This is a genomic window from Gaetbulibacter jejuensis (genome assembly GCF_039524015.1).
Taxonomy (GTDB): domain Bacteria; phylum Bacteroidota; class Bacteroidia; order Flavobacteriales; family Flavobacteriaceae; genus Gaetbulibacter_B; species Gaetbulibacter_B jejuensis.
The window spans coordinates 1-17,549 of sequence record NZ_BAAAGF010000001.1 but is presented as its reverse complement, the minus strand read 5'-3'; the positions used below and the strand labels follow the sequence as shown (position 1 = coordinate 17,549).

Sequence of the window (17,549 nt, the reverse complement as noted above, 5' to 3'; positions counted from 1 at the left end):
AAAATGGATTTAACACAGGGAACGCTAGAGGAAAAAAATGAACGTGCAAAAAAAATGATGCTATGGTTTGGTATTGGCTCATTAATTATGTCTTTTGCAGGTTTAACAAGTGCTGTAGTTGTAAGTAGTAAGCGACCAGACTGGTTAAAGGATTTTCAATTACCTGAAGCATTTGTAATAAGTACAGTAATTATTATTGTAAGTAGTATTACATTTTATCTGGCTAAAAGAAGTTTAAAAGCCAACAACAGGCAAGCAACAACACTATGGTTGTTTGTAACATTTGCATTGGGTGTTGCTTTTATATGGAGTCAATTATTAGGGTTTCAACAAATAATAGATTTAGGTTATAATTTTACAGGACCTACAAGTAATATTACTATGAGTTTTATTTATGTTATAGCATTTGCACATATAATGCATGTTGTAGCAGGTTTAATCTCAATAATGGTAGTAATTTTTAATCATTTAAGACTAAAATATACAGCAACTAAAATGCTTGGTTTAGAGCTATCTGCAACATTTTGGCACTTTGTAGATATACTATGGCTGTTTTTGTTTTTGTTTTTATATTTATTTAGATAGACTATATTGCCTATCAAAAGGATAAAGTAACATCGCTTTTATATTTATTTAGAGTCTGTATAATTTATTACTTGATGTTTCTTTAGATGAATAAAATGATTATTTTTGTGCAACTTTTAAAAACTAAACGCTTTATATGGATACTACAGTTGTAAATACTGGTACAGAGGGCAAAACTTGGGGAGGTGGAAATCAGCCTCTTAAAGCTAGCTATGGTAAAATGATGATGTGGTTTTTTATATTATCTGATGCCTTAACGTTTTCTGGGTTTTTAGCAGCCTACGGATTTTCAAGATTTAAGTTTATTGGTTCATGGCCAATTGCCGATGAGGTTTTTACTCACATTCCATTTTTTCATGGGAATTATCCTATGATTTATGTGGCATTCATGACCTTTATTCTTATTATGTCATCAGTTACAATGGTACTTGCTGTTGATGCTGGTCACCATATGAAAAAAGCAAAAGTGACAATTTACATGTTCTTAACCATTATTGGTGGATTAATATTCGTTGGTTCGCAAGCATGGGAATGGGCAACATTTATAAAAGGTGATTATGGTGCTATCCAAACTAATGGAGGAAACATTTTACAATTTGTAGATACTGATGGTAATCGTGTTGCTGTTAGAGATATTGCAGTTAGTGAACATGGAGAAAGAGTGCAACATGAGCGCAAAAGCGGACTTTGGTTTGTAAGCGAAGGTACATTACCAAGCTATACAGTTGATGAAGTATACAATGGTCTTGAGGCAAACCCAAATGTGTTGGTTAGAACTCAAACTTTAACAGAGGACGGAAAGAAAACAGTTTTATCTAGAGAAGAATCTTTAAAGCAAATTAAAGAAAACGGTAAGTTAGTGGTAGAAGGAGCAAATCTTCATGTTAATGAGTATGGCTCTCCTTTATTTGCAGATTTCTTTTTCTTTATTACAGGATTTCACGGATTCCACGTATTTTCAGGTGTAGTAATTAACATTATTATATTCTTTAATGTTATTTTAGGAACTTATGAAAGAAGAGGAAGCTACGAAATGGTTGAAAAAGTAGGTCTTTATTGGCACTTTGTAGATTTAGTTTGGGTATTTGTATTTACTTTCTTCTACTTAGTTTAATTCATTTAGAAACTTAATTAAAAATGGCACACGCACATAAATTAGAAATATTTAGAGGACTACTAAAGTTTAAAAGCAATACTCAAAAAATTTGGGGTGTTTTAATCTTATTGTCAATTGTAACAGCAATAGAGGTAGGTCTTGGTATAGTAAAACCAAGTTGGGGAGAAATTCATGTAATAGGTATGAAACTCTTAAACTGGATATTCATCATCCTTACCATAGTAAAAGCATATTACATCACTTGGGATTTTATGCACATGAGAGATGAAACTAAAGGACTAAGAAGAGCTGTAATATGGACAGGAGTATTCTTAATTTGCTATTTAATATTCATCTTACTACAAGAAGGTGGATATATTGAAGGAGTATATTCTTCTGGTTTTATAAAAAGAGATTTTTAACATATAATTTATTTGTTAAATAGATTACTTAAAGGCGGTTTTTAAACCGCCTTTTTTTAATTTTGCACTAGTAGTAAAAACAAGAAAAATTCCAAAATCCCTAATGGAGAAAAAATCATACAAAAAACCTTTAATTCTTGGAGTTTTATTTTTCCTTCCAGTTTTTTTTGTTCTTATAATGTCAATTTCTAAAGAAAACTACAACACATTAGACATTGTAAAAGAAAATGTAAGAGAGCTTTCTGCAACTAATGAGTTGCAAATTCAGTTAAAAGACCACCTTACTGTTTTAGCGTTCTTTGGTAAAAAGCCTATGGAAAAAGCTACAGAAGCATCCAACCTTAAAGAACTTATTTATGATAAGTTTAAAGGCTTTAAAAAATTCCAAATAGTGGTTTTAGTGACTGAAGAAGCAAAAGCTGAAGCACAACAACTATATAAAGAAATAGCACTTTATGAAGATTTGAGATTTTGGCATTTTGTGTATTTAAAAGAAGGTGAAATTAACAACTTGTTTAATAGCTTAAAAACCAATACAGTTTTAGATGCTAACTTAGCAACAAGTAACGTGTTTATAGTAGATACTGATTTGTCTCAAAGAGGACGATTGGATGATAGAACAGATAATGAAATTGCTAGTAATAAACCAGTTTATGGATTATCATCATACAATTGTATTGAGGTAGACCAATTAAAAAATAAAATGGGAGCCGATGATTTGCGAGTACTATTTACAGAGTATAGAGAAAAACGTAAAGGAAACTTTGACTCCTCGCAGCGAAGAGCTAACGAAATAAACAACAATGAGCAAGAAAACTAATTATTCTTACATAGGTATCGCATTTATAATTCTAGTTTTTGGTATTTATTTTATACCAAGAATTATAGATAGAATTTCAAATGATGATGTAACCAGAAATGAAAGTCGTAGTGACCAAACAAAAGAGAAAGATGCTTATACCTCTGATTTAATATTTATAAAAAATCCTGATGGTTCACCTAAAAAAGTGCCAGATTTTAGTTTCACTGACCACAATGGTAATACAGTAACCAACAAAGATTACGAAGGTAAAGTGTATGTTGTAGAGTTCTTTTTTACTACTTGTCCTACAATTTGCCCAAGAATGAATAGAAACCTTGTTCAAGTTCAAAATGCATTTAAAGGGTTTGATAATTTTGGTGTAGCATCATTTACTATAAATCCTGAAAATGATACACCTGAAGTATTAAAAGCCTATGCTGATAATTACGGGATAATAAACCCTAATTGGCATTTAATGACTGGAGAACGAGATGATATTTATAAATTAGCAAATGAAGGTTTTTATATATATGCTTCAGAAAATAAAGAGGTAGAAGGCGGTTTTGAACACTCAGGTAATTTTGCTTTAATTGATAAAAACGGATTTATTAGATCTAGAGTTATTGAAGGTAATCCTTTAATCTATTACGAAGGTATAATTTCAGAAGAAGAGCAAACTGACGAAGACGGTAAAACACAACAAATAACAATGTTAAAAGAAGACATTGCTAAACTATTAAAAGAATAATGGGAAACACTAACCTACAAGCAGAAAAAAAGTACAATAAGTTGATAGTAATTTTGTCAATTGTTATTCCAATAGCAGTTGCAGCCCTTTTTGGAATTAATCTAAGAGAGCTTGGGTTTGATGTTGAACCACTCACATTTTTGCCTCCAATTTATGCTGCTATTAACGCAGTAACTGCTGTAGTGTTACTTATAGCTTTTTGGGCTATTAAAGGCAAAAGAATAAAGCTTCACGAACGCTTAATGAAGTTCGCTATCTTTTTATCAGTACTATTTTTACTTATGTATGTTGCTTATCACATGACTAGTGATTCTACAAAGTTTGGAGGAGAAGGAGCTATTAAATATTTCTATTACTTTATTTTAATAACACACATTTTACTGTCAATAATCATCATTCCTTTTGTGCTAATTACTTATGTAAGAGCAATTGCTAAAAACTTTGATAGACATAAAAAAATAGCACGAATCACATTTCCTTTGTGGTTGTATGTTGCAATTACTGGTGTTATTGTGTATGTTATGATTTCTCCATATTATGTCTAAACTAAAGCTTGCTTTTATACTGTTTTTTGCTACTGTTTTTTATCAAACAGTAAATGCACAATGTGCAATGTGTAGAGCGGTTTTAGAAAGCGAAGAAGGGCAACAAGCAGCTCAAGGTGTTAATGATGGCATTGTTTATCTTATGGCTATTCCTTATATTTTGGTAGCAGGATTAGGCTTTATTATTTACTGGAAATTTTTTAGACAGAAAAAAACTTCATAAAAAGATTTAACTGCAACTGTAACATTTTTAGATTTCAACAGTCTTATTTAATATCAATCAAAATTATTCTTAACAATTTGTTAGTATAAAACAATTTTAGTTTTGTGTAACATTGTATAGAATTAACCATCTATAAATGATACAGATAAAAGATTTACATAAATCTTATCACATGGGGAGTAATTCTCTTCACGTTTTAAAAGGCATAAATTTTGAAGTAAAAGAAGGCGAATTGGTTTCCATTATGGGATCGTCAGGATCAGGTAAATCAACCTTGCTTAATATTTTAGGAATGTTGGACGAGGCAGATACAGGACAATATATTCTTGATGGCTTTCCAATTAAAAACCTAAACGAAAAAGTTGCCGCAAAATACCGTAATGAATTTTTAGGATTCATATTTCAATCATTCAACTTAATAAACTACAAGAGCGCTTTAGACAATGTAGCATTGCCATTGTATTATCAAAACATAAAACGAAAAGAGCGTATTGAAAAAGCAGAGCATTATCTAGAAAAGGTAGGACTAGCACAATGGTCGCATCATTTACCTAGCGAACTTTCTGGTGGTCAAAAACAACGTGTAGCAATAGCAAGAGCTCTTGCAAGTGACCCAAAAGTACTTTTAGCCGATGAGCCTACAGGAGCATTAGATACTAAAACATCTTATGAAGTTATGGAGTTAATACAAGGTATTAACGACGAAGGAAAAACCATATTGGTTGTAACCCATGAGAACGATATTGCTAATATGACTAAGCGTATTGTAAACCTCAAAGATGGTGTGATTATTGATGATAGTACTGTTGAACAAGTAAGAGCATCCCAATATGTTTGATATTGAACGTTGGCAGGAAATTTTTGAGACATTAAGAAAAAACAAACTTCGTACCTTCTTAACTGGTCTTTCTGTGGCTTCTGGTATTTTTATTTTAGTCATTCTTTTGGGCTTTAGTAAGGGTATTGAAAATGGTGTAACTTCTCAGTTTCAGCAAGATGCTACAAACATGATTACAGTATGGACAGGTAGAACTACTAAAGAGTATAAAGGACTTAACCCAGGAAGATACGTACAGCTTAAAAACGATAACTTCGATATGATTTCTCAGAAGTATGAAGATTATATTGAATATGAAACCTCATTGTACTCTATTTGGGGAGGAACCATTTCTTATAAAGGAGAGTCAGGTAATTATCGTATTCGAGGTGTAATGCCAGATCACCAATTTATTGAAAATGCTGATATTTCAGTGGGACGATTTGTAAATCAATCAGACTACAACGAAAATAAAAAAGTAGCAGTAATTGGAAACAAGTTAAAAACCGACTTATTCAAAGACGAAGACCCAATTGATAAAAACATCTCTGTTTTTGGAATGAACTTTAAGGTTATAGGTGTATTCTATGATCCAGGAGGAGAACGCGAAGAAAACCAAGCCTATATTCCTATTTCAACTGCACAAAAAGTATTCAATGCAGGAGACAATATTAGAAACATGCTGTTTACAGTTAAAATGTCTGATAATTTTGATGAAGCTGTAGCGCTTTCTCAAAGCATTTCAAAAGGTATTGAAGATCAAATAAAACAAATCCACACTGTCGCTCCTGATGATACAAGTGCAGTAAGAGTGTATAACACTCTAGAAGAAGCTAAAAAGATTTATTCCTTAATTGACACCATTAAAGCTGTATTTTGGTTTGTTGGTATTGGAACTATCATTGCAGGGATTGTTGGAGTGGGTAACATCATGTTAATTATAGTAAAAGAGCGTACAAAAGAAATTGGAATACGAAAAGCCTTAGGAGCTTTACCAATGTCTATTGTAGGGATGATTCTTCAAGAAGCTGTTTTTGTAACTATGTTTGCAGGTTTATTTGGACTAATCTTTGGTCTTGGCTTGTTAGAATTGGTTGGTCCACAAGTTCAAAGCGATTTTATTAAGTATCCTCAAGTCGATTTCAATATAGCATTAACAACTGTGTTCTTGCTAGTGTTTGCTGGTGCTGTAGCAGGATTTATTCCAGCTTACAGAGCTGCAAAAATAAAACCAATCATTGCATTAAGAGACGAATAGTATGTTTAATAGAGACCGTTGGGACGAAATATTACAAGCGCTTACTGCTAATAAATTCAGAACGTTTTTAACCGCTTTTGGTGTGTTTTGGGGTATTACAATTTTAGTACTACTTCTAGCTTTAACCAATGGACTTAAAAATGGTGTAACTGCCGATTTTGGAAACTTCGCTACCAATTCCATGTTTATGTGGACACAAGGAACATCTAAACCTTATAAAGGACTTCCAAAAGGACGTTATTTCAATTATAAATTAGATGATGTTGCAGCATTAAAATCAGAAATACCAAATCTAAAATATGTATCTCCAAGAAACCAATTAGGAGGGTTTCAAGGTGCAAATAACGTGATACGAGGTACTAAAACTGGAGCTTTTGAAATTTATGGTGATTACCCTGAGTATATAAAGCAACAACCTATGGATATCCTTCAAGGGCGTTTTGTAAGTTATTCTGATATCAATTCTAAGCGTAAAGTTTGTGTTATTGGTACAGATGTTATTAAAAGTCTTTATGATAAAGATGAGGAAGTATTAGGGAGTTATGTGAAAATTAATGGTGTAAACTTTATGGTGGTTGGTACTTTTAAAATGAGTAACAGCCAAGGCGACAATGAGCAAGATGCCAATACCATTTATATTCCATTTACAACGTTTGGTCAAGCATTCAATAGAGGAGATAGAGTAGGTTGGATGGCTATTACAGCTGTTGATGGAGTTCCTATTACATCTATAAAACAGCAAGTTTTTGATTTAATGAAATCGAGACATACAGTAGCACCAGATGATGATAGAGCAATAGGACACTGGGACTTATCAGAACAGTTTGAGCGCATTAATGGACTGTTTACAATTTTAACTATTGTTGGTTACTTTGTTGGCGCATTAGTACTAATGTCAGGTATTATTGGTATTAGTAACATTATGCTTATTGTAGTTAAAGAACGCACAAAAGAAATAGGTGTGCGTAGAGCATTAGGTGCTTCTCCATGGACTATAAAAGGACAAATCTTACAAGAAAGTTTAATATTAACTATCCTTTCAGGTATGGTTGGTATTTCATTTTCAGCACTTATTATTTGGGTGTTAAATTACCTTTTGGATATGAGTGGACCTGTAGACAATTTTGCCAACCCTAGCGTTAGTATGACAGTTGTTTTTACAGCTTTAATAATATTAGTGGTTTCAGGACTTTTAGCAGGTTTAATACCAGCAAATAGCGCCACAAAGATGAAACCTGTAGACGCTTTAAGAATAGAATAAAAAATAAATATCAACCATAATCATGAAAAGAACCAAAACCGTAATCGCATTAGTAGTTATTGTACTTGTATTTGCTGCAGCATTATATTATTTGTGGCAAAAAAACAGTGAAAATCCAATAACGTATACTACTGAACTTCCATCTGAAGAGACTATTGTTGTAAAAACCGTTGCAACAGGAAGCATTGTGCCTAAAGAAGAGGTCTTGATTAAACCTAATATTTCTGGAGTTATAGAAGAAGTTTTTATTGAAGCTGGTGAGTATGTAAAGTCAGGTGATTTAATTGCTCAAATTAGAGTAATACCAAATGTATCTTCTTTAACAAGTGCAAAAAACAGTATTGCTACAAACCAAACAGCACTTCAAACTGCACAAATAAACCTAGAGACGCAACAAGCGAATTACGACCGTCAAAAAGCGTTGTTTGAAAAAGGAGTTATTTCAGCAAATGATTTTGAAGCTGTAAAAAACACGTATCTACAAACGAAACAAAGTGTTGAGCAAGCAAGAATTAATGTGAATTCTGCTAGACAAAACTATGATATTATTAAAACAGGAACTACTAGTGGTTTGGGTAATATTGCACAAACTCAAGTAAGAGCAACAGTTTCAGGAATGGTGTTAGATGTTCCTGTAAAAGAAGGAAACCAAGTTATTGAAGCTAATAACTTTAACGAAGGAACTTCAATTGCTTCATTGGCTGATGTTAAAAAAATGATTTTTGAAGGAAAAGTAGACGAAAGTGAAGTAGGAAAAATTAAAGAAGGGTTACCACTTGAAATTACGGTTGGAGCTATTGAAAACAAAAAATTTGATGCTGTTTTAGATTACATTGCTCCAAAAGGAGTTGAAGAAAATGGCGCTATTCAGTTTGAAATAAAAGGCTCTTTAAAAACTGTCGATTCTACTTTTATTAGAGCAGGTTTAAGTGCTAATGCATCTATTATTTTAGAAAAAGCTGAAAAAGTTTTAGCGGTTAAAGAAGCTTTGGTGCAATACGATTCTGAAACTAAACAACCATTCGTTGAGATTGAAACTGGTGACCAACAGTTTGAACGCAAAGATGTAGAGCTAGGAATTAGCGATGGTATTCACGTTGAAATTAAAAAAGGAGTTACAAAAGATGATAAAATCAAGGTTTGGAACCAAATTCAAGGCGTTCCAAGCTATGCTCAAAATAATTAATTCAATTTTTTGTAACACTTTAACATATCTATAGACATATATTTTAATTATGAAAAAAGCAATTTTTGTATTTACGGTATTATTGACGTTTTCATTCCAAGCGCAAACCAAAAAGTGGACGCTTGAAGAATGTGTAGATCACGCATTACAAAACAACATTACTGTAAAACAAAGTGAACTAGACTTAGAACAATCAGAAATCAATAAAAAAGATGCAATAGGTAACTTTTTGCCAACTTTAAATGCTTCGGTTACACACTCGTGGAGTATTGGTTTAGGGCAAGATCCTGTTACGTTTGATGCTGTTAACTCAACTACTAAAAACCTTTCAGGAGGTATTAGTTCTAGTTTAAACATTTATGATGGATTACGTAATATTAATCAATTACATCGTTCTAACTTAGAAATTTTAGCCTCTAGATATCAGTTAGATAAAATTAAAGATGATATCTCGCTACTTGTGGCTAATTCGTTTTTACAAATCTTATTTAATAAAGAGCAATTAAAAGTTTTACAAGCACAACAAGTTGTATCGCAACAAGAATTAGAAAGAACTAATGAGCTTGTCGATGCAGGAGTGTTACCAAGAGGTGATTTGTTAGAAATACAAGCAACAATTGCTACTCAAGAACAGCAAATTGTAAATGCCGAAAACACAGTTTTATTGTCTAGAATTCAGTTAGCGCAATTATTATTAATACAAGAGTATGAAACTTTTGATATTGTAGATATAGATTATCAAGTACCTACAACTATGATCTTAGAACAATCACCTGATGCTATAGTAAGTAAGGCAAAAGAAACTAGATACGATATTAAAATTGCAGAAACAAACCAAGAAATAGCAAACGATAATTTAAAAATAGCTAAAGGTGCTTTACAACCAACGTTAAGAGGATCGTATAATTTTGGTTCAAATTATTTTACATCACAGCTATTTGATACTCCTGATTTTGAAACTCAGTTAACAGATAACAAAAGTCACAATTTTAGTTTAAGTTTAAGTATTCCTATTTTTAATGGATTTGCTGCAAGCAACAATGTTAAAAGAAATAAAGTAAATTTGGAGCGCGCAAAAGTTCAATTAGAGCAAGCCAATTTAGATATGGAAACAGCAGTTTACCAAGCCTATAACGACACTAAAGGTGCGTTAAAAGCCTATGAAGCTGCGCAAAAAACACTTGAAGCAAGAGAAGAAGCTTTTAATTATTCTAGAGAGCGTTATAATGTTGGATTGTTAAATGCCTTTGATTATAATCAATCTCAAAACAGATTTGAAGCAGCCCAAAGTGATGTAATTAGAACAAAATACGACTATATATTCAAATTAAAAGTATTAGAATTCTACTTTGGAATTCCTATTACAGACATAAACTAATAATTTACCATGAGTAAGACAGCCAAAATTTTAGTACTATCAGCTATTGCATTAATAATCCTTTTAATTATTGGGTCAAAAGCAGGTTTATTTGGCAAAAAAGGAAACTTTAAAGAAGTAGAAACTAAAAAAGTAGCCTTAGTTGATATTATTGAAACTGTTTCGGCTACAGGTAAAATTCAACCAGAAGTAGAAGTGAAAATATCTTCTGAAGTATCTGGTGAAATTTTAGAACTACCATTTAAAGAAGGACAAGAAGTAAATAAAGGAGATTTATTAGTAAGAATAAATCCAGATTTAATTCAATCTGCAGTAAACAGGTCTCAAGCCTCTTACCAAAATGTAAGAGCAGGTTTAGAGCAAGCTGAAGCAAATTTAAAACAAGCAAAAGCTGATTATGACCGAAACAAAGTGCTTTTTGAAAAAGGCGTAATTTCTAAAGCAGATTGGGACAAAGCTATTGCAACTTACGAAACTGCTCAAGCAAACAAGAGTTCAGCTTATTACAGTGTGCAAAGTGCTGCAGCTACAGTAAATGAAGCAAAAGACAACCTTACCAGAACTACTATTTATGCACCAATGAGAGGAACTATTTCTATGCTTAATGTAGAATTAGGCGAAAGAGTAGTAGGTACTCAACAAATGGCTGGTACCGAAATTATGCGTGTTGCTAACTTAAGCAATATGGAAGTTGAAGTAGATGTAAACGAAAATGATATTGTTAAGGTTCAAATTGGTGACTCTACTATTGTTGAGGTTGATGCTTATTTGAAAAAGGAATTTAAAGGTGTGGTTACTGAAATAGCAAACTCAGCAGCAGGAACATTAACAGCAGATCAGGTTACAAACTTTAGAGTAAAGGTTAGAATTCTCGAAGAATCTTATAAAGATTTAATTGAAGGAAAGCCAGAGCATTACTCGCCTTTTAGACCAGGTATGACTGCTACTGTAGATATTATTACAAACAAAAGAGAAAAAACAGTTGCTGTACCAATTAGTGCAATAGTTGTTAAGACAGATACTAGTTCTACTAAAAAGTCTTACGAAAAAACGATTAATAAAGTTGAAGGTGAAACTGAAGAAAAGTTTGAGTGTGTTTTTGTAACTAATAACGGAGAAGCTAAATTGCGAGTTGTAAAAACAGGAATACAAGACAATTCAAACATTGAAATTATTTCAGGTCTTAAAGAAGATGATGAAATCATTACTGGACCATACAACGTAGTTTCAAAAACGCTTAATTCTGGAGATAAAATAGAAGTTAAGCAAGACACAAAAGATACAGATAACTCACAAGACTAAATATTTGGCAGTTATACTAAACATAGAAACCACAACAACAAACTGTTCAGTCTCTCTTTCAAAACAAGGAGAGACTTTGGTTTTAAAGGAACTTAATGATAAGAATTATTCACATGCTGAGTCTTTGCATGTGTTTATTGACGATGTCCTTAATAGCGCAAGCGTTAGTTTGTTTCAAATTGACGCAGTTGCAGTAAGTAAAGGTCCAGGATCTTACACAGGTTTAAGAATAGGTGTTTCAGCAGCAAAAGGACTTTGTTTTTCTTTGGAGAAACCGTTAATCTCTGTATCAACATTAAAAGCTTTAGCGCATCAAGTAAAAGCTACTAATGGTGTTATTGTGCCTATGTTAGATGCTAGACGAATGGAAGTCTATTCAGCTGTGTTTGACAGTTCATATAACGAAATAAGAGCTATTGAAGCACAAATACTAGATGAAAACTCTTTTAAAGACTATCTCGCAAAAGGTAAAGTCTATTTTGTTGGTAATGGCGTTGAAAAAGCCCAAACTATAATACAAGATGAAAATGCAGTTTTTATTGAAGATAGATTACCTTCAGCAAACGAAATGAGTATGTTGGCTTATGATAAGTACAAAAAAAACGACATCGAAGATGTCGCTTATTTTGAACCTTATTATTTAAAAGATTTTATTGCGTTAAAGCCTAAAGCTTAACTTTCTTTATGTATTTCAACTTGGTGTGGGTAAGGTATTTCAATACCAGCAGCATCAAGAGCTTCTTTTACTTGTTCGGTCACATCAAAGTAAACATCCCAATAGTGTTCAGTTTTACACCATGGTCTTGTAGCAAAGTTTATTGAGCTATCTGCTAACTCTAAAACAGTTACAGCAGGAGCAGGATCTTTAAGTACTTTTGGATGTGAGGTAAGCACATTCATTAATACTTCTTTAGTTTGTTTTATATCAGAGTCATAACCTACACCAAAAACTAAATCTACACGTCTAGTTCCTTCAGTAGAATAGTTAACAATGTTTCCGTTAGACAAAGCTCCATTAGGAATTATAATTTCTTTATTAGACAAGCCAGTTAATTTAGTGGTAAATATTTCAATTTGTTTTACCACACCTATTTCACCTTGAGCTTCAATTAAATCGCCGATTTTTATAGGTTTAAAAATCATGATTAAAACACCACCTGCAAAATTACCTAAGGATCCTTGAAGTGCCATACCTACTGCTAAACCTGCTGCTGCTAATACTGCTGCAAATGATGTGGTTGGTACTCCTAAAACGCCTAAAAGTGTAATGACTAATAAAATTTTTAATCCCCAACTTAATAGGTTTAATAAGAACTTTTGAAGGCTTTCATCATAGTTGCTTTTTGTCATTAATTTTCTGGTTGTGTTCATTATTTTTTTAATAATCCACGAACCTACAATCCAAAAGACAATTGCTCCAATTACCTTTAGTCCATATTCTGTTGCAAATTCAACAGCTGTGTTTGTCCATTTTTCAATATCCATATTGTGTGTTTTTAAATTTCTATTAAATTAATTATAATGATTTTGAAGTGAAAATCAAATTCTTTTATTAACGATTATTTAATTTGAAGGTATAAAAAAAAGCACTTATTGTAAGTGCTTTTATAAATTTTATATTCATGAGAAAATTATAAAGTACTCATGTAGTTAACCAGTTTAATTAAATCTTCTTCTCTTGAGGTTTTAATCTTGTTAGTTTTAATATAGCTTAAAATATCTTTTGAATGCTCAGGAATTAACTTAGCGATGTCTTTTTTTCTTTTAGGCATTAATACAGCACCTTGTTCTTCAGAAATTTTAATGTAGTAATCATCACTTACTCTTTTAAATTGAGCAGGTCTTGCAGTATGGTAGCTAGTTAATGCTACTTTTTCTTCAATAAAGATTACTCTTTCTTTCTTAAGAAGTTTGATGTTGGATTCTGGGATTAAATCAACAAAATACCCTAAATTAGGTAATTCGTTATCGTCAACATAGTCGAATAATCTGTAAGTTTTACTGTTAGAAACTAACTTGATAATAATGTCTTTTCTATATTTATTTAAAGCAAAAGCTTGATTGTTATCTCCTTTTACTTCAATTTCATCCTTAATTGCATTATACCTTACGTAAAAAATATTGTCATCAGAGGCAGATATTCTTGCTGGTAGAAAATCACTTGTTATGTATGGTGTACCTTCAACATCGTCGTTTAGGACAACAGGTGTTGTTGTGATAAGACCACTACTACCATTAGCAGAAGGTGATAATGAGCGACTAAGCACTTCTTGTGCAATACTTAGATTTGAGGTTAAAATTAGTGCAAGGGCAACAATTACTTGGTTTTTCTTCATGATTTGTGATTTTGTCGTAAAAAAAAGAAAATATGTTTAATAATAAAAGCTGAAAATGTTAAGATTGAGATAAATTAACTCTTTTTTAAGATAAATCTAATTTTTGAAAATTATGAAGTTTTATAAATTCAAAACAATCCTTTTTAGGAGTAAGTTTAACCATTTATAGCTTCAACTGTAGAGACTTTACCGTTCAACATTTCTTTTAGCATGTTTTCAATGCCATTCTTTAAAGTAAATGTTGATGAAGGGCATCCACTGCAAGCACCTTGTAGGATTACCTTTACGGTTTTTGTATCTTTATTATAGGAGTCAAAATGTATGTTTCCGCCATCACTAGCAACAGCAGGTTTAACATACTCTTCAAGTATATTGATGATTTCTTTTGAAGTGTCATCAAGCAATTCAAAAGCTTCATCTAATTGCTCTGTAGTTTTTTGTAGTGTTGCTTGTGCATTAGCATTCATTACTTCTTTACCATCTTCAATGTACTTTCTAATAAACTCACGTAACTCCATAGTGATGTCATTCCATTCTGCCATGTCATACTTAGTAATTGAAACATAGTTTTCGTCAAAAAAAACATTTTTCACAAAAGGAAAATGAAATAACTCTAAAGCTAATGGCGATAATTTAGCATCGTCTATTGAAGAGAATTCGTAGTTTGTTGTAACCAGTTTTTTATTAGCAACAAACTTCATTGCTGATGGGTTAGGTGTGCTTTCAGCATATACAGTTACAGGAACTTTTTTAGGAGTAGCTGTTTCTTCTATTAACACTCCATCGCTATTTAAATAGTTTTCAATTTGTTCAGCAACCTCGTTTTGTACATCTTCCCATTCAACAATATTATATTTTTCAACCGCTATAAAATTACCAGAGATGTAAACTTTCTTTACAAAAGGTAAATAAAATAACTGTTGGGCCAAAGGCGATGGTTTAGCATCATCAATGTTATTAAACTCATAACTTTTATGTTGAGTCAAAAAAGTATTTGCTTCAAACTTAACAATAGAGGGATTGTTGGTTGTTGTAATTTTTATTGAAATATTTTTCACTGTAAATCTATTTTAGATACAAAGATACAAAAGCAGTATTGAAGAGAGGTTTTCTAAATTTCTTTTTAAGTCATTTTTAACTCAAAAAGTAATCATAATCAGAAAATCAATTTTTTAATACTTATAACTGTTAAAACTGGTATTTTTATTACAATTTAAAAGATGTAATTAGTTAAAATTTATTAAATTTCCGCTTTTATTGTAATACCTACTTGAATGTTGTTAACATTAATTTTGTTTTTAACAACGCTGTTTAAGAATAAGGTGTTAACATAACTGGTTGAGGAACATGTTGGTATATCAAAGACCTGTTTTTGTAAGGTAGTATTTTGATGTATTAAACTGTTATATTTTAAAAGTTAAATACTTTATAAAATAATATCAATTAGTAAAAAGTAGGTAATTATGAAGCAAGTTTACTTATTAGTAGTTTTTTTAATATCTCTAAATGTTTTTTCACAAGATGTTCTCATGCAAGATGGGACATTTAATAGGTGTCAACCTGATATGTTCTACGATTCAGGTGGAGCAGCTGGATCTTACTCAAGTAATGAGAGCTATGTTACAACAATCTGTCCAGAAAACACTACGGATTTCACCATAGTGAACTTTACTGAATTTAGTACACAATTAAATACTGATATTTTAACAATCTATGATGGACCTGATACTTCATCGCCTGTTATAGGTTCATACTCTGGAGTTGTTAATCCAGGGTTTGTAGAAGCATCAGATACTAATACGAGTGGATGTTTAACATTTGAGTTTATTTCTAACGATTCGGGAACCACAACAGGTTGGGTTGCTGAAATATTTTGCGCTGAACCTTGTCAAACTATAACTCCTTCTATTGATAGTACAACTCCTGAAGCAAGTGCTGGAGTCGTGAGTATTCTTCCAGGAGAGACTGTAGATTTTGAAGGAAGTGCAGGTTTTTCTGTAGATGGAACAGGAGCAACCTACACATGGAATTTTGGCGATGGAAATACTGCTATTGGTCAATCTGCTTCTAATACCTTTACTACTGCAGGAACATATACAGTTACACTTATAGTAACTGATACTAACCCACAAGGCTGTACAGAAACAACAACCATAACAGTTTTTGTACTTGGACCAAATGTAGTTGTCGACCAAACAACATATACAGTTGAAGAATTGGTTTTAGACGTGTTAATTGATAGTCCTTGTGCTGAGGTTTCAAATATAACCTACTCAACAGGAACTAATTTTTCGCAAGATAATGGTATAGGTTACTTCTATGGAGATGGAATTAGTTTTCCTTTTCAAGATGGTTTATTAATGACATCTGGTGACGCGAGTAAAGCAAGAGGTCCTAATAATAATGCAATGAGCGACGGTTCTTCGGCATGGCCTGGTGACCCAGATTTAAATGCGGCAGTTGGAGTAGCTACAACTAATAATGCTTCAATAATAGAATTTGACTTTGTGCCTTTAGCAGATAGTATAAGCTTTAACTTTTTAATGGCTTCAGAAGAATATAATGGAAGTACAGGAGGAACCTTTGAGTGTACTTATTCTGATGCATTTGCATTCTTACTAACCGATTCTGGAGGAACAACAACTAATTTGGCTGTTTTACCAGGAACAACAACACCTATTCTGGTTACAAATATTCACCCAGCAAATCCAGGATGTGGCGCTGTTAACGAGCAATACTTTGGTGGCTACACAGGAAATAACCAACCACCAATTTCTTTTGATGGAAGAACAGAAGTGTTTACAGCACAATCTCCAGTAACACCAGGAGAAACTTATCATATAAAATTAGTAATAGCTGATGCTTCCGATTCTGCTCTAGATTCTGGAGTGTTTTTAGAAGCTGGTAGTTTTAATTTAGGAGGTGATTTAGGAGATGATATCACAGTACAAGCTGCTAATACTACTTGTGAAGGAGGTGTAATAACATTAGATACTGCAGCACCAGCAGCTACGCATACTTGGTATTTAAATGGTGATGTAATTCCAGGCGAAACATCTTCAACGCTAGATGTAACTGAAAATGGAGAATATACTGTTGAAATTGTATTCTCTGCATCATGTCAAGCTACAGACTCTATTATAATAGAGTTTTATCCTTCTCCTGTTGTTGAAGACGTTCAAAATTTAAGTATTTGTACCCCTAATTCAACAGCAAATTTTGATTTAACTCAAAATACATCCGTAGTTATAGGTAGTCAAGATGATACTGTGTTTGATGTAGTATATTTTGAAACTTTAGCAGATGCTGAAAATAATACAAACCCAATAGCAGATCCAACTAACTATACTAGTGCTGATGGACAAATAGTTTATGTAAGAATTCAAGATATATACAGTGAAGCTTGTTATGCTACATCTCAGTTTACACTTTTTGTAGGAAGCCCTTCTTTTAATAGTGTTCCAGACCTAGAAGTTTGCGATGATGACAGCAATGATGGATTTGAGGATTTTGATTTAACGGTTCAAGATTTAGGTATTTTAGGCGCACAACCTTCTACAGATTTTGTAGTGACGTATTACACAAGTTTT

The 17,549-nt window shown here is 32.3% G+C and carries 18 protein-coding genes; 15 read left to right on the top strand and 3 right to left on the bottom strand.

The window, feature by feature from the left end; translation table 11 throughout:
- Positions 1–3: 3 nt before the first annotated feature.
- From ABD011_RS00090 to tsaB, 14 genes are all read left to right on the top strand, one after another.
- Positions 4–585, top strand: a complete 582-nt coding sequence (locus ABD011_RS00090) for a cytochrome c oxidase subunit 3 (RefSeq protein ID WP_343795040.1) — start codon at positions 4–6, stop codon at positions 583–585.
- A gap of 136 nt (positions 586–721) precedes the next feature.
- Positions 722–1,699, top strand: coding sequence for a cytochrome c oxidase subunit 3 (locus ABD011_RS00085; protein ID WP_129760976.1), 978 nt, complete (start codon positions 722–724; stop codon positions 1,697–1,699).
- Between the two features lie 23 nt (positions 1,700–1,722).
- Positions 1,723–2,103 (top strand): cytochrome C oxidase subunit IV family protein, encoded by a 381-nt coding sequence (locus ABD011_RS00080; RefSeq protein ID WP_343795039.1) that lies wholly within the window; start codon positions 1,723–1,725, stop codon positions 2,101–2,103.
- A gap of 103 nt (positions 2,104–2,206) precedes the next feature.
- Positions 2,207–2,923, top strand: a complete 717-nt coding sequence (locus ABD011_RS00075; protein ID WP_343795038.1) for a hypothetical protein — start codon at positions 2,207–2,209, stop codon at positions 2,921–2,923.
- Positions 2,907–3,653 (top strand): SCO family protein, encoded by a 747-nt coding sequence (locus ABD011_RS00070; RefSeq protein WP_343795037.1) that lies wholly within the window; start codon positions 2,907–2,909, stop codon positions 3,651–3,653. The genes ABD011_RS00075 and ABD011_RS00070 overlap by 17 nt, the downstream gene beginning before the upstream one ends.
- Entirely contained in the window at positions 3,653–4,198 is a 546-nt protein-coding gene (locus ABD011_RS00065; RefSeq protein WP_134200721.1) for a DUF420 domain-containing protein, read from the top strand. The genes ABD011_RS00070 and ABD011_RS00065 overlap by 1 nt, the downstream gene beginning before the upstream one ends.
- Positions 4,191–4,421 (top strand): hypothetical protein, encoded by a 231-nt coding sequence (locus ABD011_RS00060; RefSeq protein WP_129760981.1) that lies wholly within the window; start codon positions 4,191–4,193, stop codon positions 4,419–4,421. The genes ABD011_RS00065 and ABD011_RS00060 overlap by 8 nt, the downstream gene beginning before the upstream one ends.
- A 136-nt stretch (positions 4,422–4,557) precedes the next feature.
- The gene (locus ABD011_RS00055) at positions 4,558–5,259 is read left to right on the top strand and encodes an ABC transporter ATP-binding protein (protein WP_129760982.1); all 702 of its coding nucleotides are present in this window, start codon (positions 4,558–4,560) and stop codon (positions 5,257–5,259) included.
- Entirely contained in the window at positions 5,252–6,496 is a 1,245-nt protein-coding gene (locus tag ABD011_RS00050; protein WP_343795036.1) for an ABC transporter permease, read from the top strand. Before ABD011_RS00055 ends, ABD011_RS00050 begins: the two co-directional genes overlap by 8 nt.
- Position 6,497: 1 nt before the next feature.
- Positions 6,498–7,757, top strand: a complete 1,260-nt coding sequence (locus tag ABD011_RS00045) for an ABC transporter permease (protein ID WP_129760984.1) — start codon at positions 6,498–6,500, stop codon at positions 7,755–7,757.
- Positions 7,758–7,779: 22 nt separating this feature from the next.
- Entirely contained in the window at positions 7,780–8,943 is a 1,164-nt protein-coding gene (locus ABD011_RS00040) for an efflux RND transporter periplasmic adaptor subunit (protein ID WP_129760985.1), read from the top strand.
- 49 nt (positions 8,944–8,992) lie between these two features.
- Positions 8,993–10,321 (top strand): TolC family protein, encoded by a 1,329-nt coding sequence (locus ABD011_RS00035; protein WP_131508834.1) that lies wholly within the window; start codon positions 8,993–8,995, stop codon positions 10,319–10,321.
- Between the two features lie 9 nt (positions 10,322–10,330).
- Positions 10,331–11,623 carry an efflux RND transporter periplasmic adaptor subunit gene (locus tag ABD011_RS00030; RefSeq protein ID WP_129760987.1) on the top strand — a complete coding sequence of 431 codons (1,293 nt, stop codon included), beginning with the start codon at positions 10,331–10,333 and terminating at the stop codon, positions 11,621–11,623.
- Positions 11,624–11,627: 4 nt separating this feature from the next.
- A complete protein-coding gene (gene tsaB, locus ABD011_RS00025) occupies positions 11,628–12,299 on the top strand; it encodes a tRNA (adenosine(37)-N6)-threonylcarbamoyltransferase complex dimerization subunit type 1 TsaB (RefSeq protein WP_343795035.1) in 672 nt (223 codons plus the stop codon).
- Here tsaB and ABD011_RS00020 read toward each other — a convergent pair.
- The 3 genes from ABD011_RS00020 to ABD011_RS00010 all read right to left on the bottom strand — a co-directional run bounded on the left by ABD011_RS00020 (position 12,296) and on the right by ABD011_RS00010 (position 15,017).
- Positions 12,296–13,108: a mechanosensitive ion channel family protein gene (locus ABD011_RS00020; protein WP_129760989.1), complete on the bottom strand. Its 813-nt coding sequence runs from the start codon at positions 13,106–13,108 to the stop codon at positions 12,296–12,298. The genes tsaB and ABD011_RS00020 overlap by 4 nt on opposite strands.
- A gap of 146 nt (positions 13,109–13,254) precedes the next feature.
- Positions 13,255–13,959: a hypothetical protein gene (locus ABD011_RS00015; protein WP_131508836.1), complete on the bottom strand. Its 705-nt coding sequence runs from the start codon at positions 13,957–13,959 to the stop codon at positions 13,255–13,257.
- A 155-nt stretch (positions 13,960–14,114) separates the two neighbouring features.
- Positions 14,115–15,017: a NifU family protein gene (locus tag ABD011_RS00010; RefSeq protein ID WP_262733234.1), complete on the bottom strand. Its 903-nt coding sequence runs from the start codon at positions 15,015–15,017 to the stop codon at positions 14,115–14,117.
- A gap of 405 nt (positions 15,018–15,422) precedes the next feature.
- Between ABD011_RS00010 and ABD011_RS00005 the strand changes: the two genes are divergently transcribed.
- Positions 15,423–17,549: choice-of-anchor L domain-containing protein (locus ABD011_RS00005; RefSeq protein WP_343795034.1), on the top strand; the 2,127-nt coding region annotated here is incomplete at its 3' end.

Bases quoted from the DNA above. Each gene is read 5' to 3' on its own strand.
- ABD011_RS00040 (WP_129760985.1), top strand. From the start codon at position 7,780: ATGAAAAGAACCAAAACCGTAATCGCATTAGTAGTTATTGTACTTGTA.
- ABD011_RS00065 (WP_134200721.1), top strand. From the start codon at position 3,653: ATGGGAAACACTAACCTACAAGCAGAAAAAAAGTACAATAAGTTGATA.
- ABD011_RS00035 (WP_131508834.1), top strand. From the start codon at position 8,993: ATGAAAAAAGCAATTTTTGTATTTACGGTATTATTGACGTTTTCATTC.
- ABD011_RS00020 (WP_129760989.1), bottom strand. From the start codon at position 13,108: ATGGATATTGAAAAATGGACAAACACAGCTGTTGAATTTGCAACAGAA.
- ABD011_RS00070 (WP_343795037.1), top strand. From the start codon at position 2,907: ATGAGCAAGAAAACTAATTATTCTTACATAGGTATCGCATTTATAATT.
- ABD011_RS00055 (WP_129760982.1), top strand. From the start codon at position 4,558: ATGATACAGATAAAAGATTTACATAAATCTTATCACATGGGGAGTAAT.
- ABD011_RS00060 (WP_129760981.1), top strand. From the start codon at position 4,191: ATGTCTAAACTAAAGCTTGCTTTTATACTGTTTTTTGCTACTGTTTTT.
- ABD011_RS00015 (WP_131508836.1), bottom strand. From the start codon at position 13,959: ATGAAGAAAAACCAAGTAATTGTTGCCCTTGCACTAATTTTAACCTCA.
- ABD011_RS00085 (WP_129760976.1), top strand. From the start codon at position 722: ATGGATACTACAGTTGTAAATACTGGTACAGAGGGCAAAACTTGGGGA.
- ABD011_RS00075 (WP_343795038.1), top strand. From the start codon at position 2,207: ATGGAGAAAAAATCATACAAAAAACCTTTAATTCTTGGAGTTTTATTT.
- ABD011_RS00045 (WP_129760984.1), top strand. From the start codon at position 6,498: ATGTTTAATAGAGACCGTTGGGACGAAATATTACAAGCGCTTACTGCT.
- ABD011_RS00080 (WP_343795039.1), top strand. From the start codon at position 1,723: ATGGCACACGCACATAAATTAGAAATATTTAGAGGACTACTAAAGTTT.
- ABD011_RS00090 (WP_343795040.1), top strand. From the start codon at position 4: ATGGATTTAACACAGGGAACGCTAGAGGAAAAAAATGAACGTGCAAAA.
- ABD011_RS00050 (WP_343795036.1), top strand. From the start codon at position 5,252: ATGTTTGATATTGAACGTTGGCAGGAAATTTTTGAGACATTAAGAAAA.
- ABD011_RS00030 (WP_129760987.1), top strand. From the start codon at position 10,331: ATGAGTAAGACAGCCAAAATTTTAGTACTATCAGCTATTGCATTAATA.